The sequence below is a fragment of the Natranaerovirga pectinivora genome (assembly GCF_004342165.1).
In the GTDB taxonomy this organism is placed as follows: Bacteria; Bacillota; Clostridia; order Lachnospirales; family DSM-24629; genus Natranaerovirga; species Natranaerovirga pectinivora.
Map to the genome: position 1 here is coordinate 424,337 of NZ_SMAL01000002.1, position 18,584 is coordinate 442,920.

Annotated in this window: 12 protein-coding genes and 1 other annotated feature; of the genes, 9 read left to right on the forward strand and 3 right to left on the reverse strand. The window is 32.7% G+C overall.

Going from position 1 to position 18,584, the window contains the following annotated elements:
• Positions 1-21: 21 nt before the first annotated feature.
• A complete protein-coding gene (locus EDC18_RS04400) occupies positions 22-1,227 on the reverse strand; it encodes an argininosuccinate synthase (protein WP_132250867.1) in 1,206 nt (401 codons plus the stop codon).
• 496 nt (positions 1,228-1,723) lie between these two features.
• Between EDC18_RS04400 and argC the strand changes: the two genes are divergently transcribed.
• From argC to EDC18_RS04435, 7 genes are all read left to right on the forward strand, one after another.
• A complete protein-coding gene (gene argC, locus EDC18_RS04405) occupies positions 1,724-2,761 on the forward strand; it encodes an N-acetyl-gamma-glutamyl-phosphate reductase (protein ID WP_132250675.1) in 1,038 nt (345 codons plus the stop codon).
• Between the two features lie 12 nt (positions 2,762-2,773).
• Positions 2,774-3,994: a bifunctional glutamate N-acetyltransferase/amino-acid acetyltransferase ArgJ gene (argJ, locus tag EDC18_RS04410; RefSeq protein ID WP_132250677.1), complete on the forward strand. Its 1,221-nt coding sequence runs from the start codon at positions 2,774-2,776 to the stop codon at positions 3,992-3,994.
• Between the two features lie 409 nt (positions 3,995-4,403).
• Positions 4,404-5,264, forward strand: coding sequence for an acetylglutamate kinase (gene argB, locus EDC18_RS04415; protein WP_243115055.1), 861 nt, complete (start codon positions 4,404-4,406; stop codon positions 5,262-5,264).
• 14 nt (positions 5,265-5,278) lie between these two features.
• Positions 5,279-6,472, forward strand: a complete 1,194-nt coding sequence (locus EDC18_RS04420) for an aspartate aminotransferase family protein (RefSeq protein WP_132250681.1) — start codon at positions 5,279-5,281, stop codon at positions 6,470-6,472.
• Complete coding sequence (gene carA, locus EDC18_RS04425) at positions 6,462-7,526, forward strand: glutamine-hydrolyzing carbamoyl-phosphate synthase small subunit (protein ID WP_132250683.1); 1,065 nt, start codon at positions 6,462-6,464, stop codon at positions 7,524-7,526. The genes EDC18_RS04420 and carA overlap by 11 nt, the downstream gene beginning before the upstream one ends.
• Entirely contained in the window at positions 7,526-10,720 is a 3,195-nt protein-coding gene (gene carB / locus EDC18_RS04430; protein ID WP_132250685.1) for a carbamoyl-phosphate synthase (glutamine-hydrolyzing) large subunit, read from the forward strand. Before carA ends, carB begins: the two co-directional genes overlap by 1 nt.
• A 360-nt stretch (positions 10,721-11,080) precedes the next feature.
• Positions 11,081-12,376 carry a glycoside hydrolase family 3 protein gene (locus EDC18_RS04435; RefSeq protein WP_132250687.1) on the forward strand — a complete coding sequence of 432 codons (1,296 nt, stop codon included), beginning with the start codon at positions 11,081-11,083 and terminating at the stop codon, positions 12,374-12,376.
• A gap of 146 nt (positions 12,377-12,522) precedes the next feature.
• On the opposite strand, the gene leuA is transcribed toward EDC18_RS04435, so the two are convergent.
• A complete protein-coding gene (gene leuA / locus EDC18_RS04440; RefSeq protein ID WP_132250689.1) occupies positions 12,523-14,181 on the reverse strand; it encodes a 2-isopropylmalate synthase in 1,659 nt (552 codons plus the stop codon).
• 84 nt (positions 14,182-14,265) lie between these two features.
• Positions 14,266-14,631 (reverse strand) — a binding site (T-box leader).
• A 268-nt stretch (positions 14,632-14,899) separates the two neighbouring features.
• On the opposite strand from leuA, the gene EDC18_RS04445 reads away from it, so the two are divergent.
• Together EDC18_RS04445 and EDC18_RS04450 are read left to right on the forward strand one after the other, a co-directional pair.
• A complete protein-coding gene (locus tag EDC18_RS04445) occupies positions 14,900-15,340 on the forward strand; it encodes a DMT family transporter (RefSeq protein WP_132250690.1) in 441 nt (146 codons plus the stop codon).
• Between the two features lie 100 nt (positions 15,341-15,440).
• Positions 15,441-16,475 carry an SGNH/GDSL hydrolase family protein gene (locus tag EDC18_RS04450; RefSeq protein ID WP_132250692.1) on the forward strand — a complete coding sequence of 345 codons (1,035 nt, stop codon included), beginning with the start codon at positions 15,441-15,443 and terminating at the stop codon, positions 16,473-16,475.
• A 48-nt stretch (positions 16,476-16,523) separates the two neighbouring features.
• On the opposite strand, the gene EDC18_RS04455 is transcribed toward EDC18_RS04450, so the two are convergent.
• Positions 16,524-18,455, reverse strand: coding sequence for an NAD(+) synthase (locus EDC18_RS04455; RefSeq protein WP_132250694.1), 1,932 nt, complete (start codon positions 18,453-18,455; stop codon positions 16,524-16,526).
• Positions 18,456-18,584: the final 129 nt, after the last annotated feature.

Here is an 18,584-nt window from a genome sequence, read left to right on the forward strand (position 1 = left end):
TTCTTAGTAAGAAATATAAATTTATTTATCCGTATTCAATAACATGGCTCTAACTTTTAATGGAAGTCCAAATAAGTTAATAAATCCTTCGGCATCATGATGATTGTATAAATCTCCAGTTGTGAAACTTGCTAAAGACTCACTGTATAATGAGTACTCAGAAGAAGCACCAGCAGGAATGATATTTCCCTTATATAACTTAAGCTTTACAGTACCTGTAACTGTTTTTTGTGTTTCATCAACAAAAGCAGCTAAAGCTTCTCTAAGTGGCGTATACCATTCACCACTATACACTAATTCTGCATATTTAATGGCTAAAGTAGATTTATAAGCTAAAGTTTGCTTATCTAGACAAAGTTCTTCAAGCTTACTGTGAGCAGCGTATAAAATTGTACCACCTGGCGTTTCATATACTCCTCTTGATTTCATACCAACAACTCTGTTTTCTAAAAGGTCTAAAGTTCCAATACCATGTTTGCCACCTAATTCATTTAATTTAGAAATAAGAGAAACACCATCAATTTTTTCTCCATTAAGGGCTACTGGAATCCCTTTGTCAAATTCAAGCTCAATGTACTCAGGTGTATCAGGAGCTTGTTCAGGTGAAACTGAAAGTTGTAACAAATGATTATAATTAGGTTCTAATTCAACATGCTCTAATTCTAAACCTTCATGGCTTAAATGCCATAAATTTCTATCACGACTATAACTAGTATCTTTATTAAATGGTAAGTTTATACCATGTTTGTTACAGTATTCAATAGCATCTTCGCGAGACTTAATGTCCCAAATTCTCCAAGGTGCAATAATTTTAAGTTCAGGAGCTAAAGCTTTAATTGTTAATTCAAAACGTACTTGGTCATTCCCTTTACCTGTTGCACCATGACAAATAGCTTCAGCACCTTCTTGTTTTGCAATCTCTACTAATCTTTTAGAGATAAGTGGTCTTGCAATAGAAGTCCCTAACAAATATTTTGTTTCATATTTTGCTTGTGCTTTAAGAGTTGGATACACAAAATCTTTTACAAACTCATCTTTAAGATCTTCTATGTATAATTTGCTAGCACCAGATGAAAGAGCTCTTTCTTCTAAACCATCAAGTTCTTGCCCTTGACCAACGTCTATACAAACACAAATAACCTCATAATCATAATTTTCCTTAAGCCAAGGAATAATAGCAGTAGTATCTAATCCACCAGAATAAGCTAAAATAACTTTTTTCATAATATAAATAACTCCTTTCAATGATAAAAAATATATATTATAATTTATAGTAATTTCTTATATGTCAGTTTTTATTCTTTTTTAGAAAAGTTTCTATAGAAAGAGAATAAAAATTTTAGATGCACTTAAAATTTGACGTGCCAAGAACAAAGATTATGACAAAGTGTCTTTGTTCTAATAATGTAAGTTTAGTTGAAAGGTAAGAAACTAGCAAGTTTTAAAGTGATTACTTTCATCTGAACTAAAATTTGTAACAAATAATAATTACTAATTTATATAATAAATATACATTAAATATTAAAAATATGCAAGTGAAAAATCGTAAAAAAATAATCAGTTTTTTCCCTTAAAACTATAAAAATTACTAAGAAAAAATCTTGGTTTTATATAGAGTTAAGCAAATTTTATAAAATACTTTTTTAAATAATATTTCCCTTGAATAATTAACGAAAAGAATGTATAATTATAAAAAACAGAAGTGAGCTTAGGAGTGATACAAATGAAAGTAGGAATTGTTGGCGCTACAGGATATGCAGGACAAGAGCTTGTACGTTTAATCATACAGCATCCTCAGGCTGAATTGGCTTGGGTTACATCTAATACTTATAAAGGTGAAAGATTCGACAAATGTTATGGTAGCTTTAAAAATATATATGAAGAAAATTGTATTGAACAAAAAATAGATGAATTAAGCAATGATGTGGATGTGATATTTTTAGCCACACCTCATGGTTTAAGTTCTTCATTAGTAAATGATGTATTATTAAAGAAAGTTATTATAATTGACTTAAGTGCTGATTTTAGGCTAAAAGATGCTTTAGATTATAAAGAGTGGTATGGAGAAAATCATCCAAACACTTCCTTATTAAAAGAAGCTGTTTATGGATTATGTGAAATAAATAGAGATCAAATCAAAGGTAAAAGATTAATTGCTAACCCAGGTTGTTACCCTACAGCATCTACTTTAGGGTTGTATCCATTATTAAAAGAAAAACTAATTGATACGAAGTCTATTATTATCGATGCTAAGTCAGGGGTATCAGGTGCTGGGCGTTCACCAAAGCTGGCGACGCATTTTGATGAAGTAAATGAAAGTACAAAAGCTTACTCAGTGGGGGTGCATAGACATACAGCTGAAATAGAAGAACAATTAGGTTATGCTTCTAATGATAAAGCTTTTATAAACTTTACGCCTCATTTAATACCTATGCATAGAGGGATATTGGCAACAGCATATGCTAATTTGAATGATAACTATGATTATGATACTATTAAAGGTATATATAATAAATATTATGCCAATGAGAAATTTGTTAGATTATTAGATGAAAATGTTTATCCAGAAACAAGATGGGTAAAAGGAAGCAATTACTGTGATATTAATTTTAAAATAGATAAAAGAACCAATAGAATTATTATTGTATCAGCAATTGATAATCTAATAAAAGGTGCAGCAGGGCAGGCTGTTCAAAACATGAATATATTATATAATTTAGATGAAGATACAGGCTTAAACCAAGTACCTGTGTTTATGTAGAAGGAGGATTTTATGAAAGTAATAGATGGTGGTATTACGTCAGCGAAAGGTTTTTATGCAGCTGGATTATATGCAGGAATAAAGAAAAAGAAAAAAGACATTGCAATTATATATACGAAAGACATAGCCAATATGGCAGGAACATTTACAACAAATAATGTAAAGGCAGCACCTGTTCTTTGGAACCAAAAACTTATTAACGAGTTTGGTCAAGGTCATGCTATTGTTGTAAATAGTGGTGTAGCCAATGCTTGTACAGGTGAGATTGGTGTTGTAAATAATAAAAGCATGGCAGGATTCGTTGCTAGTGGTCTTAATATAGATATTAATTCGGTATATGTAGCTTCTACAGGTGTTATTGGGAAACAATTGCCAATGGATATTATTGAAGAAGGGGTAAAAAATCTTATTCCTACTTTAAAAGATGATAGAGATAGTGCTATTGATGCGGCAGAAGCTATTATGACAACGGATACTTATAAAAAAGAAATAGCTGTAGAAATTGAAATTCAAGGTAAAACTGTTACCATTGGTGCCATTGCAAAAGGATCTGGAATGATTCATCCAAATATGGCTACAATGCTTGGGTTTATTACTACAGATTGTGCTATTTCTAAAGAGATGATCAAAGAAGTATTGTCTTCTAGTGTTTCAGATTCTTATAATATGGTTTCAGTAGATGGAGATACATCAACAAATGATATGGTTTTAATGATGGCTAATGGGCTAGCTGGGAATGTGGAAATTACAGAGAAAAATGATGATTATTATACATTTTTAGATGCGCTAAATTACATTAATATTCATTTGTCAAAAGCCATTGCAGCTGATGGTGAAGGGGCAACTAAGTTGCTTGAAATTAATGTAGAAGGTGCTAAGACGAAAGAGCAAGCTGTGGCATTGGCTAAGTCTGTAGTTGGTTCTAGTTTGGTTAAGACTGCTATTTATGGTGAGGATGCAAACTGGGGTAGAATTATTTGTGCAATGGGTTATGCGGATACTATTTTTAATCCTGATGATGTTACAGTATATTTTGAGACGGAGATTGGGAGTATTAAGATTGTTGAGAATGGAATGGGTACTGGGTATTCTGAGGAGGAAGCTACTGCTATTCTCGGGGATAAGTATATTAAGTTGAATATTTTTCTTCAAGAGGGTAGTGAAAAGGCTACTGCTTGGGGTTGTGATTTGAGTTATGATTATGTGAAGATTAATGCGGATTATAGAACTTAAGAGTTTGTTTAGGGGTCGTGGGGTCAGCCCTATGAGAATATCTATATAATACAGTTCCGTTAACTATTTACAGAAATTCTAAGTTCGTGCCAATAATTATTCCTAAGCCTTAAGAACTCCCTTCGTTCAAACACTTAAGGCTTTTAACAGAATAATTATTTCTACTCACTAAGATTTTCTTTGTAAATAGTTAAAAGTTACTGTCTTACATAGATGATTCTCATAGTAACGCCATGGTACTAAAGTTTCGCTTGTAGCATTTCAGAGAATCTAAAAAGATTTAAAACATGGATATATCATCATTCTTCGATATATCTAATTTCTTATTTAAAATATAGATTCGCAGAACTTGCGAATTTTGCTTTGTAAAATGTCATTATTAGTTGAATTAATTTATTGGAGGAAGACGATGGAAGCGTTTATTGAGAAAGCTAAGACACTTATTGAGGCTTTGCCTTATATACAGAGATTTGCTGGGAAGATTGTTGTTATTAAGTATGGCGGTAGTGCTATGATTGATGAGGACTTGAAGCTTAGTGTGATTAAAGATATTGTTCTTATGAAGTTAGTAGGTCTTAAGCCTATCATTGTTCATGGTGGTGGGAAAGAGATTAGTTATTGGATGGATCGTGTGAATTTACAGACTCAGTTTATTGAAGGACTACGTGTTACTGATGCTGAAACTATGGAGATTGCTGAGATGATTCTTTCTGGTAAAGTGAATAAAAGTCTTGTTCAACTGATGTTCCAACAAGGGATGAAAGCTGTTGGGATTAGTGGTAAAGATGGGGCTATGATTAATGTTGAGAAGAAGTTAGTGAACGGCAAAGACATTGGTTTTGTGGGTAATATTAAGCATGTTAATACTGAGGTTTTAGAGGTTTTATTAAATAGTGATTTTATTCCTATTATTGCCCCTATTGGTCTTGATGAAAAAGGTCAAAGTTATAATGTGAATGCAGATGACGCCGCTGGTGCAATTGCTTCTGCTATGAAAGCAGAGAAGTTGGTTTTCTTAACAGATGTTGAAGGTGTCTTATTAGATCCTTATGATCAAAGAACATTAATTACAGAGATTAATGTTTCTAAAGCAGAAGAGTTAATTCAAGATGGTATTATTGCAGGTGGTATGATACCAAAAATTAAATGCTGTATTGATGCAGTTAATAATAATGTAGGGCAGGTTCATATTTTAGATGGTAGAGTAGATCATAGTTTACTATTAGAAGTTTTCACTAATTCTGGAATAGGCACTATGATGGTAAAATAAAGGAGGCTCTTATAATGTCTTTAGTAGATAGAGCGAAGAATGTAATAATGACAACTTATGGCACATTTCCTATTGTTTTTGACAGAGGAGATGATGTTTATTTATATGATATAGATAATAATAAATATCTTGATTTTACAGCAGGGATTGCTGTAAATGCATTAGGGTACCAAGATAAAGAACTTCAAAATGCTTTAATTGAACAAATTGGAAAATTCACTCATTGTTCTAATTATTATTATAATCAGCCTTCCATTGAAGCTGCTGAATTATTAGTGAAAGCCAGTGGATTAGATAGAGTTTTTTTTAGTAATAGTGGTGCAGAAGCCAATGAGGGTGCTATTAAATTGGCAAGAAAATATGGGTATTTAAATAAGGGTGAGCACTGTAATAAGATTATTACTTTATTACAATCCTTTCATGGCAGAACTTTAGGTGCTTTAACGGCAACAGGTCAAACCAAATATCATAAAGGGTTCACGCCACTAATTCCAGGTGTTGAAAATGTTTTAATTAATGATATAGACAGTCTTAAAAATGCTATTGATGATACTGTATGTGCCATTCTTCTTGAACCAATTCAAGGTGAAGGTGGTATTTATCCACTGCATCAAGAGTATTTAGAAGAAGTAAGAAAAATTTGTGATGACAATAATATCGTCCTTATCTTCGATGAAGTACAAACTGGTATTGGAAGAACAGGAGAAATTTTTGGTTTTCAAGGCTATAATATTAAACCAGATATCGTAACATTAGCAAAAGGTTTAGGAGCTGGTGTTCCAATTGGTGCTGTTTTAGCAAAAGAGTCTGTAGCTTCTGCTTTTCAACCAGGTGATCATGCTACGACTTATGGTGGGAACCCATTAGTAACCACTGCTGCAAAGATTGTTTTAGAGAGAGTAAGTCAAAAAGAGTTTTTAGATCATATTAAGTCTGTTGGACAGTACTTAAAAAATAGATTAGAAGACTTGGTAGTAAAATACGATTACGTTAAAGAACAAAGAGGCAAAGGTCTTATGCAAGGTATTGAAGTAGATTTACCTGTGAAGTCAGTGGTTTCCAAAGCCCTTGATAATAAATTGTTGCTAACAAGTGCAGGTACAAATGTTGTAAGATTCGTTCCTCCTTTGATTGTTAAAGAAGAACATATAGATGAAATGATTAAGATTTTAGAGGTTGTTTTTGAGGAGGTCATTAATGAAAATTAATATTTTATTAGAAGATGGAACAAGAATTGAAGCCAAAGGATTTGGTACAATTTCTACAGTAGTTGGTGAAATTGTTTTTAATACAGGGATGACAGGATACCAAGAGGTTTTAACAGATCCTTCATACGCAGAGCAAATTGTTGTAATGACATATCCATTAATCGGTAATTACGGTATTAATAGTGAAGATTTTGAATCTGATAGGATTCAAGTTAAGGCCTTTGTTGTTAAAGATTACTCTAAAGAGCCTAATCATTGGCAACAAGAAAAAACCATTGATGAGTATTTAAAAGAAAATAATATAATGGGTATTTACGATGTGGATACTAGATTCTTAACGAAGAAAATTAGAAATCTAGGTGTAATGAAATGTTTAATGACACCAGATGAAATTTCAGAAGAACATGTTAAAACACTGAATGATTATACATTTCCAAGTGATGTAGTCAGCAATGTTTCTAGAAAAGAACTTGAGCATATAAAAGGAACAGGTAAAAAAGTTGGTGTTATTGATTTAGGTATGAAAGAAAGCATACTAAATATCATTAAAAATAGTGATTTGGATATATATGTATTCCCTTGGGATGTAGATGTTAAAACCATAGAAGATAAAGAATTGGATATGCTTTTCCTATCTAATGGACCAGGGGATCCTAAAGCTTTAACAAAAACAATTGAAACAGCTAAATACTTTATAGGAAAACTAACACTAAGAGGCATATGTTTAGGACATCAAATTTTAGCTCTTGCCCTTGGTGCCGACACATATAAACTGAAATTTGGTCATAGAGGTGGAAACCACCCTGTAATTCATATTCCTACAAATAAAGTGTTTATTACAAGTCAAAATCATGGTTACGCAGTTTTAGAATCATCAGTAACTGAGGATATGACAGTCACGTATAAAAATGTAAATGACAATACCATTGAAGGTATTGCAAGTGAAAAATATGATGTTCAATCAGTACAGTTTCATCCAGAAGAAGGACCAGGCCCATTTGATGCACAATTTATCTTAGAAACATGGGTTAATGAAGTAGGAGGTAGTATTTAATGCCAGTAGACAATTCAATAAAAAAAGTATTAGTAATTGGTTCAGGACCAATTATTATTGGTCAAGCAGCAGAATTTGATTACGCTGGAACACAAGCGTGTAAATCTATTAGAGAAGCAGGTATAGAAGTTGTTTTAGTGAATAGTAACCCTGCTACAATAATGACTGATGACACAATAGCTGATGCAGTTTATATACAGCCTCTTAATGTAGAAGCGTTAGAGTACATTATTGAAAGAGAAAGACCAGATGGATTGCTTGGAACTTTAGGTGGTCAAACAGGTCTTAATCTTACAGTTGAACTTAATGAAGCGGGTATTTTAGAGAAATACAATGTAAGAGTTTTAGGTACACCTTTAGAAGCCATTAAGCAAGCTGAGGATAGAGCATTATTTAGACAATTAATGATTGATTTAGAAGAACCTATTCCAGGAAGTAAAATTATTACGACTATAAGTGAAGGGATAGAATTCGCAGAAGAAATTGGTTACCCAATTATTGTTAGACCAGCTTATACCCTTGGAGGTACAGGTGGAGGAATAGCCAATAATAAAGAAGAATTAGCTTCTTTCTTAGAAAAAGGATTAAAATACAGTCGTATTAACCAAGTGCTTTTAGAGCAAAGTGTTGCTGGCTGGAAAGAAATTGAATATGAAGTAATGAGAGACAGCAATGATACTTGTATTATTATATGTAATATGGAAAATATCGATCCTGTAGGCGTTCATACAGGGGATAGTATGGTTGTTGCACCTTCTCAAACTTTAACAGATAATGAATACCATATGTTAAGAGAATCATCTATTAAAATTGTTCGAGCCCTTAAGATTGAGGGTGGGTGTAATGTTCAATTGGCGTTAAATCCAGTAAGCAGAGAGTATATTATTATAGAAGTTAACCCAAGGGTTAGTAGATCTTCTGCCTTGGCATCAAAAGCAGCAGGTTATCCAATTGCTAAAGTTGCAGCTAAGATTGCTATAGGCCTTCATTTACATGAAATTCCTAATGCTGTCACTAAAAAGACAATGGCTTCATTTGAACCGACGCTTGACTATGTAGTAGTAAAAATTCCAAAATGGCCATTTGATAAGTTTGCTTATGCCAATCGTGATTTAGGAACACAGATGAAAGCAACGGGAGAAGTAATGGCTATTGATAGAAAGTTCGAAAGTGCATTGCTTAAAGCAGTTATTTCTCTTGAAGGAAGTGAAACAGGATTATATCTTAAACCTTTAAGAAAACTATCTGATGAAGAATTAATCAATAGATTATATACCTTTAGAGATGATACATTGTTTGTTGTTGCTGAAGCTTTAAGAAGAAATAATAGCGTAGAATTAATCAATGACATCACAAAGATTGATAAATGGTTTTTATATAAAATAAGAAATATAATAAACATAGAAAAAAGGCTAGAAAATGAAGAGTTAAATGCAGAACTTTTAAAAGAAGCTGAGTCTATGGGCTTTACAGATTTTGAAATTGAGAGACTTACTAAAAAAGATATGAGGGTACTTGATGCAATTAGAAGAGCTCATAACCTTTACCCAGTATATAAAATGGTTGATACTTGTGCAGCAGAGTTCGAAGCACAAACACCATATTATTACTCTACTTATGAAAAAGAAGATGAAAATATTATTAGTAAAAGAGAAAAGATTATAGTAATTGGTTCTGGTCCTATCCGTATCGGCCAAGGGATAGAATTCGACTATTGTTCAGTGCATGCTGTTGAAGCCATTAAAAAGTTAGGCTATGAATCTATTATTATTAATAATAATCCTGAAACTGTAAGTACGGACTTTGATACTTCTGATAAATTGTATTTTGAGCCTTTGTTTATAGAAGATGTTCATAATGTTATTAGAAAAGAAATGCCAAAAGGTGTAATTGTTCAATTTGGAGGTCAAACAGCTATTAATCTTGCTCCAAAACTTGTAAAAAGAGGCGTTCAAATACTAGGAACATCTGTAGATTCAATAGATGCAGCTGAAGATAGAAAAAGATTTGAAAGATTACTGACTGAATTAAATATTCCACAACCTGTTGGATTTGCAGTATTCTCTAAAGAAGAAGCAATACAAAAAGCAGCAGAAATTGGATATCCTGTATTAGTGAGACCTTCTTATGTAATTGGTGGTAGAGCCATGCAGGTTGTTCACAGTGATGCTGAGTTAATCAGTTATGTGGAAGAAGCTGTATTAATTGATAAAGATCAGCCAATTCTTATTGATGGCTATATTGAAGGTACTGAAGTTGAAGTAGATGCCATTGTAGATAGAAATAATATTTTAATACCAGGTATTATGGAACATATTGAACGTACTGGTGTTCACTCAGGTGATAGTGCTTGTATATATCCACCACAAAATCTATCTCAGAATGTAATTGATAAAATTGTTGGTTACACAGAAAAACTTGCTAAAGCTCTACAAGTATTAGGCTTAATGAATATCCAATATGTAGTCAAAGGCGAGGATGTCTATGTTATTGAAGTGAATCCAAGAGCTTCAAGAACTGTGCCGATTTTAAGTAAAGTAACTCAAGTGCCTATGGTAGAGTTGGCTATGAGAGTTATTTTAGGTGAAAGTTTAGTAGATTTACCATATGGGATAGGTTTGTATAAGACAACGAATCTAATTGCAGTTAAAATGCCAGTGTTCTCTAACCTAAAACTTAAAAATGTTGATGTTGCTTTAATGCCAGAGATGAAGTCAACAGGAGAAGTTTTAGGTGTTGATGATGATTATAGCAAGGCTCTATTAAAATCATTCCTAGGGGCAGGCTATACTTTTAGAAATGATGGAAAAGTTTTATTGTCTATGGCAGATAGAAATAAAGAGGAAGCCCTTCCTATTATTCAAGGGTTAAGCAAGTATGATTTTGAGTTATTGGCTACAGAGGGTACTCATAAGTGGTTAGAAGAGAATGGTGTTGAGTCTAGTCTTGTTAAGAAAGACGAGATTGAAGGTATTGAAAAGATATTAAGAACTGAGGATATGGCTTTTGTTGTGAATTTACCGACCTTAGGTAAAGATACAACTAGAAAAGGATTCCAGATCAGAGATATTGCTACACAATATAATATTTCTACTTTTACTTGCTTGGATACTTTGAAGGCTTATATTGAAGCGTTGGATACTTATAATAAGCATGATGTGTTGACTTATAAGCAAATTAAAGAATATAAATAGTTTTATGATGTATAATAGAAAGGTAGGCAGGTTTTTTGCTTGCCTTTCTTTGTGTGTGTGCCCAGGAAGACAAGGGGACGTATCTATTGTCTGATGCTGAGTTAAAAGATAATTAAGGGACGGTTCTTGAAAAATTTTATGACTTGATATAAAGTGGTAGTTGACGACCCTTATCCATCCTTGGATAAGAGGGTCTAGCTACACCACCCTTGGCTACGCGGTTAAATCTTATATACAATACCCTTTAGCTGCGAGTTGGCTAGATTTGGAGGGTAGAATAATAGGCAAGATAAAACCAATAAAATTATAGGAACGGTTTTTGAAATTCAATAAATATTTACGTTATAAAGGAGTTTTTTTATGAAGTTATTGAAGATTTTTCTTGTGTTTACAATTATTTTTTTAGTTGGATGTAAGGGCGATGTTGAACAGAATGATGTTGGTGAACCAGCTAATGAGGAGCAGCAGCAAGTGGATAATGCTATTGAACCTAATGGTGAAGAAGAAGAGGATGAGGAAGAAATTGATCCGTTAGCAGAGATGCTTAATGCTATGTCTTTGGAAGAGAAGGTGGCTCAGCTTTTTGTTTTGGAATTAGGGTCTATTAATAATGGTGTTCAATTAACAGAGATGAATGATACAGCAGCAGCTTTTTTAGGAGAGTTTCCTATTGGTGGTGTGATTTTCTTTCAAAATAATGTTGTTAATGTTGAGCAGACGTCATCATTTATAAAAGATTTGCAAGGGGTGTCAGACATTCCTTTGTTTGTATCTGTTGATGAAGAGGGTGGCATTGTTAGTCGTATTGGTAATAATGTGAATATGAATGCTACAGTTTTACCAAGTCATAATCAGATTGGTAGGACTGAGGATCCTGAATATGCTTTTAAAGTTGGGCAAATTTTAGGTAGGGAGTTAAAAGCTTTAGGATTTAATATGAATTTTGCACCTGTTGCAGATGTGAATACCAATCCCAATAATCCTATTATTGGTAATCGGGCTTTTGGTTCGGAGCCAGAGAGTGTGGCAGAGATGGTTGCTAGTATGGTTGAAGGCATGCAAGAGGAAGGTGTTAGTGCCGTAATAAAACATTTCCCAGGACATGGCGATACTTCAACAGATACTCATGTTGGTTCTACTTATGTGGAACATGATATTGATAGACTTAAAGAAATTGAATGGGTGCCTTTTCAAGCAGGTATTGAAGCAGGTGTATATGGCATTATGACAGCTCATATTCAATTGCCTAATGTGGTTGAGAATAATTTGCCTGCTACAATGTCTAAAGATATTATTACAGATTTGCTAAGAGAAGAACTAGAATTTGATGGATTGATTATTACGGATGCTCTTAATATGGGCGCTATAAGCAATAACTTTTCAATGGCAGAAGCAGCAATTGAAGCAATACTTGCAGGTTGTGATATTCTATTAATGCCAATTCCATTTATAGAGGCTTATAATGGTGTATTAGAAGCTATTGAAAATGGCGTTATCACAGAGGAAAGAATAGATGAGTCTGTAATGAGAATTTTTAAAGTTAAAGATGAATTAGGTTTATTTGATGAAGAAGATGAAAAAATAAATCTTGAAGAAGTATTAGGAAGTGAAGAACATAAAAAGGTTGTAGAAGAAATATTTGAAAAGATTAGATAATAAAAATATTACTCCCATAAAAAATAATGTTTATTATATCCTTTGAAATTAGTAGTTTCTTAGCATATTTTTCTTTGTATAACAAAAAGAACCTAGGTTGAAACTAGGTTCTTTTATGTTCAGTAGTATATTATTCATTAGTATTTCTAGCTATTAGATATCATTCTGTTTAATGCACTGATTAATGCTTTTGCTGAAGCCATACTGATGCTGCTGTCAATTCCAGCACCGTAAAAAGATCTACCTTTTCCATCTTGTATTTGAAGATAAGCGATGGCTTTGGAATCAGAACCTTGATCTAAGGCATGCTCATCATAGGCAATGACTTGAAAGTCTGAAATAATATTTTCTTTTATGCTGTTATATAACGCATTTACAGGGCCGTTTCCTTTGCCTTCTAGGTGTTTTTGTTGGCCACCTTCTTCAAATATAGCTTTTATCATCACTGTATTATCTTCTGTTTTTTCTTGGAATGATTTTAATGTTAGAGGTGAGTAATTGGCTATATATTCTTTTTTAAAGGTTTCAAAAATTAATTTTCCAGTGAGTTCTGCCTGGTTTTTATCAGATATATCTGTAATGATTAATCCAAATTCTTGTTGCATTAATTTAGGAAGACGAAGGCCAAATTCTTTTTCTAATAAATAGGCTACGCCACCTTTTCCAGATTGGCTATTTACTCTTATTATAGGATCATAATTTCTGCCAACATCCATAGGGTCAATTGGTAGATAGGGTACATCCCAATAAGGTGGTTTATCTTTCTCGTATTGAGCCATACCTTTTTTTATAGCATCCTGATGAGAACCAGAAAAGGCGGTGTAAACAAGATCTCCAACGTATGGGTGGCGAGGATGTATAGCCATGCCAACAGCTTCTGTATAAATATCCATGATTTCATTCACATTGCTAAAATCTAGTTCCGGATCAATACCTTGAGAGAATAAATTTAAGCCTAAAGTGATTAAATCAACATTTCCTGTTCTTTCGCCATTGCCAAACAAAGTCCCTTCAACACGATCAGCTCCAGCTAATAGTGCTAATTCAGAAGCAGCAACAGCAGTCCCGCGGTCATTGTGAGTATGAACACTAATGATAGCACTTTCTCTATTTTTTAAATTTTTTATGAAATATTCAACCATGTCTGCATATATATTTGGTGTTGACATTTCAACAGTAGCAGGTAGATTAAGAATAACTTTATTATTTGGAGTTGGCTGGAAGATATCCATAACGGCCTCACAAATCTCGATGGCATAGTCTATTTCAGTCCCTGTAAAACTTTCAGGAGAGTATTCGAATGTATAATTTTCTCCTGTGGATTGTAATGCTAGTTCTTTGCAAATTTGTGCACCTTTTACTGCAATCTCTATGACCTCTTCTTTTGTTTTTTGAAATACTACTTTTCTCTGTAGAGTAGAAGTAGAGTTATATAAGTGCACTACGGCATTTTTCACACCTTTTAAGGATTCAAAGGTTTTTTTGATAATGGCTTCTCTAGCTTGAGTAAGAACCTGAATCTTTACATCATCTGGAATCATATTCTCTTCAATTAATGTTCTAACAAACTTAAATTCTGTTTCAGAAGCAGCAGGAAAGCCCACTTCAATTTCTTTAAAACCCATTTTCACAAGGAATTGAAAAAGTTTAACTTTTTGGTCTAAGTTCATTGGTGTTTCTAATGCTTGATTACCATCTCGTAAATCAACACTACACCACAATGGGGCTTTTGTAATTGATGCGTTAGGCCAGTTTCTTTCTTTCATATTAATAGTTGTAAATGGACGATATTTATTATAGTTCATAGCATTATCTCCTCTCTTATTTGAAGTGCCTTTAGCACTTTAACAATCATAATAAAAAACAAAAAAAGACCATTCGAACTCATACATAGAGACGAAAGGTCTGATTCCGCGGTACCACTCTTATTCACTCCATATAGGAGTGCAACTTATAGACACGGTGTTTTATACAATTAACAGATACCCATAAATGGAAATTAAAATAAAAAAAGCCTCTGTCTAAGAGACAGAAGATATTCTTCATAATACCACTCTTTAAATCATATGGGATACAAGTTATTAGAAAAAACACTGATATCCTGTCATAATAACGGTTGACATCCGGCTACACCTACTATAGTGTTCAGTAAGCAACTCAAAGGCGAGTTCAATCTTAATCCAATACTGTTTCACACCTACCAACAGCTCTCTGACATTTTCAAAAGATTTACTATTCCTTATCACAGTTTTTAAAATATAATATCTAATTATACAATTAATATTTGTAAAAGTCAAGGGATTTTGTTATTTTGATTATGAATTATTATTTGTCAGAAAACATATTAACAAAGCCTGTGTCTCTCGATTCGCAATAGACACAAGCTTTGTTGAAAGTGTAATTTCCAAATCCTTGCAAGCAAGTTTGTAGATTACATTTTCATATTAAAGAATAATAGTAGGTTATTGGTAAATAATATAGATACATAAGATTAGTAAATGACAATAAGGAGATGAATTTATTATGATTGGTTTTATTATGTCAATAATCGCAGGGATACTAATGAGTATCCAGGGTGTTTTTAATACAAATGTAAGAAATGTGTCCCATATGTGGACAGCTAATACTTGGGTGCATTTTACAGGACTAATAGTTTGTGTAGCGTTTTGGCTTTTTACAGGTAGGGATAGTTTTGGCAAGTTATTTCAAGTAGATAATAAGCTTTATTTAACAGGTGGTATCATTGGTGCTTTTATCATTTATACAGTAATTAGAGGTATTTCAGATCTTGGACCTTGTTATGCTATTATGTTAATACTTATTGCCCAAGTAACTGTAGCCTATTTAATTGAAGTGTTTGGGTTATTTGCTGTTGACAAAGTAGGATTTGAATGGATGAAGTTATTAGGCGTTGCATTAATGGTTGCGGGAATAGTAGTCTTTAAGTGGGAAAGGGTTAATTAGATTTCAGTCATATATTCCCTATACCATATTGTTAAAGTTCTTAAAGAAGCGTATAATAATTAGTAAATTGTACCAAAGAAAATTAACATGGAGGGATGTAATGATTTACGATAACTTAGAATTCCATAATGTAATGGAATTACAAAAAAAAGATGGATTTAGTGGGTTGCGTTTGCAGCGATTTCCTGAGGAAATTAGATATAGTTTAGGATATGAAGATGATAAAAGAGGTAGAATAGCGTCACAAACATCAACAGGCTGTGAAGTAAGGTTTGTTACAGATTCTAAAAAAATAAGATTATACCTTTCTGCCTTAGATGGGGATGGGGAAGTACTGGTTTATAATGGGAATTTCTATTACGGTAAATATACCCTGAAGTCAGGTGTTATTACAACGATACATTTAGAAGCAGATGAAAGATTTGAAGAAGTCAACCCAGAAATTCTACAAGGTTATAGCTTTTCTCATAAAGTTTGGAGAATAGCCATGAATAGAGGTTTTAGTGCAGTTTATCATGGGATTGATGTTTGTGGATGTACAATCCGTCCACCTAAAGAAAATGAAGTGCCTAAATTAAGATGGTTGGCTTATGGTTCTTCAATTACCCATGGTGTTGAGTCAATTTCTCATAATAATTCATATGTTGAACAAGCAGCAAAAAGATTAGGTGTTGATGTTTTATGTAATGGTATATCAGGGGCTTGTCTTTGTGAAAAAGAGGTTGCTGATTATATGGCCACAAGAAATGATTGGGATTTTATTACCCTTGAATTAGGTGTTAATATGAGGGTTCACTTCGAGCCAGAGGAATTTGAAAAGAGGGCTCGGTACATAATTAAAAAAGTTATTGAGAATAATCCTGATAAACCAGTGATTATCATTACCATTTTTCCAAATAGATCTTTGTATTTGAAACAGCCAGATAAAATTTATTATAGAAATATTGAATATAATAAAATATTAAATGAAATTCATAGAGAGTTTAATGCTAATAATTTACACATTATACAAGGTGATAGTATCCTAACTAATTTCTCAGGTCTTTCTTCAGATTTGCTTCATCCTTCTGATGATGGGCATATATTAATGGGAGAGAATTTAGCTAAAAAACTTAAAGAAATTATTGCTAACTAATGGTATTAGAAATAGCCTCTTTAGTAAAATAAAGAGGCTATTTTTTACTTAATTTATAGATTCTAATTCATCTATCCAAATCTTCACCACAGCATCACTTGGCATACGCCAATCCCCTCTAGGAGAAAGACAAATTGATCCAACTTTTGGTCCATCAGGTAAGCAAGAGCGTTTAAATTGTTGAGAGAAAAATCTATAATAGAATTTTTTAAGCCACTTTAATATGATTTCTCTAGAGTATATATTTTCAAAGGCTTTTACGCCTAACATGAATACTTTACAGGGTGAAAATCCATATCGCATCATATTATATAAAAAGAAATCATGAAGCTCATAAGGACCAACTACTTCCTCGGTTTTTTGTTGGATTTCACCTTTGTCAGTAGGAGGCAATAATTCAGGACTTACAGGGGTGTCAAGAACATCAAGGAGTATTGCTTTTGTATTCTCACCTACTTGAGTAGAAGATACCCAATCTATTAAATATCTAATTAGTGTTTTTGGTATACTTCCATTAACACCATACATGGACATATGATCACCATTATAAGTGGCCCAACCAAGAGCTAACTCTGATAAATCACCTGTACCTATAACAATGCCATTTTCTTTATTGGCTAAATTCATAAGAATTTGAGTTCTACCTCTAGCTTGTACGTTTTCATAAGTAACATCTAAAATGCTAGGATCATGTCCAATGTCTTTAAACTGTTGTAGACTGGCCTCTTTAATAGAGATTTCTTTTTGAGTAACACCTAATTCTTTCATTAATGAAAGAGCGTTGTTATAAGTTCTATCTGTGGTTCCAAAGCCAGGCATTGTTATAGCAATAATATTTTTTCTATCTATTCCAAGTAAATCAAAAGTTTTAACACACACAAGTAATGCAAGAGTAGAATCAAGACCTCCAGATATACCAATAACAACTTTGTTACAGCCAATATGTTCTAATCTTTTGGCAAGTCCTAAGGTTTGAATTGAAAAAATCTCTTCACAATGTATGCTTCTTATGCTTTCATCTTTAGGGACAAATGGATGAGGATCAATTTGTCTTTCAAGAGCAACTTCCTTGATTGTACTACTAAAAGTTACTTGTCGATAATCTTTGGTGATTGATTTATCATAGTAAGTATTTCTTTTTAACCGATCATTTGTAAGAACTTCTAAATCAATATCTTCATATATTAAAGAGGATGATAAAGTGAATCTAGTGTTTTCTTTTAGAAGCTTACCATTTTCATAGATCATACAATGGCCACCAAATACAACATCTGTTGTAGATTCACCATAACCACTGGATGCATAAATGTAGGCAGTTACTGTTCTAGCGCTTTGTTGTTCAATTAATTTTTTTCGGTAGACACTTTTACCAACGATATCATTGCTAGCAGAGCCATTTAAAATGATTGTTGCACCTGATAGAGCAGAAAAGGAACTTGGTGGGATAGGAGCCCATAAATCCTCACATATGTCTATGGCTATTTTACAATTCTTTAATTTAGAATGAACAAAAATTATATCAGTACCAAAGGGTATTTCATCATTATTAAATTTAAATGTTTTACTAGTGTTTTCCTTTGATGGTGTAAACCATCTAAGCTCATAAAATTCACTGTAAGTTGGAAGATAAGTTTTTGGTACAATGCCTAGTATTTTACCTTCGCATATACCGATTAGACAGTTATAGAGCTGACCATCTAATTCTAAAGGTGCTCCAATAACAAAAAATATTGGGTAGGATGTTGATTTTTCTCGAATTCTTTCAATTGATTTTTTAGCTTCTTCTAAAAGAGCATTCTGATGAAAAAGATCTTGGCAAGTATAACCCGTTATACAAAGTTCTGGAAAAGTTAGAAGTGAGATGCCTTTCTTTACCCCTTCTGATAATAAATTGATTATACACTCTTCGTTATGTTTTATATCTGCTACTTTAATAGTTGGAGAAGCACTTCCAACTCTAATAAAGTTATAATTATGCATATTTTATCACTCCATAAGTATAATTTTCTATTCTTAATAGTAGCATAATATGGCAGTTTTATTCTAGTCCTTTTAAAAAATATGGCAAAAAAACATAAATCTTAATGTAATGATGTTGTAATTTTATAA

Excerpts from the sequence above, each read along its gene's own strand:
- argJ (WP_132250677.1), top strand. The coding sequence starts at position 2,774 with ATGAAAGTAATAGATGGTGGTATTACGTCAGCGAAAGGTTTTTATGCA.
- EDC18_RS04420 (WP_132250681.1), top strand. The coding sequence starts at position 5,279 with ATGTCTTTAGTAGATAGAGCGAAGAATGTAATAATGACAACTTATGGC.
- EDC18_RS04445 (WP_132250690.1), top strand. The coding sequence starts at position 14,900 with ATGATTGGTTTTATTATGTCAATAATCGCAGGGATACTAATGAGTATC.
- EDC18_RS04435 (WP_132250687.1), top strand. The coding sequence starts at position 11,081 with ATGAAGTTATTGAAGATTTTTCTTGTGTTTACAATTATTTTTTTAGTT.
- leuA (WP_132250689.1), bottom strand. The coding sequence starts at position 14,181 with ATGAACTATAATAAATATCGTCCATTTACAACTATTAATATGAAAGAA.
- argC (WP_132250675.1), top strand. The coding sequence starts at position 1,724 with ATGAAAGTAGGAATTGTTGGCGCTACAGGATATGCAGGACAAGAGCTT.
- EDC18_RS04455 (WP_132250694.1), bottom strand. The coding sequence starts at position 18,455 with ATGCATAATTATAACTTTATTAGAGTTGGAAGTGCTTCTCCAACTATT.
- EDC18_RS04450 (WP_132250692.1), top strand. The coding sequence starts at position 15,441 with ATGATTTACGATAACTTAGAATTCCATAATGTAATGGAATTACAAAAA.
- carA (WP_132250683.1), top strand. The coding sequence starts at position 6,462 with ATGAAAATTAATATTTTATTAGAAGATGGAACAAGAATTGAAGCCAAA.
- carB (WP_132250685.1), top strand. The coding sequence starts at position 7,526 with ATGCCAGTAGACAATTCAATAAAAAAAGTATTAGTAATTGGTTCAGGA.
- argB (WP_243115055.1), top strand. The coding sequence starts at position 4,404 with ATGGAAGCGTTTATTGAGAAAGCTAAGACACTTATTGAGGCTTTGCCT.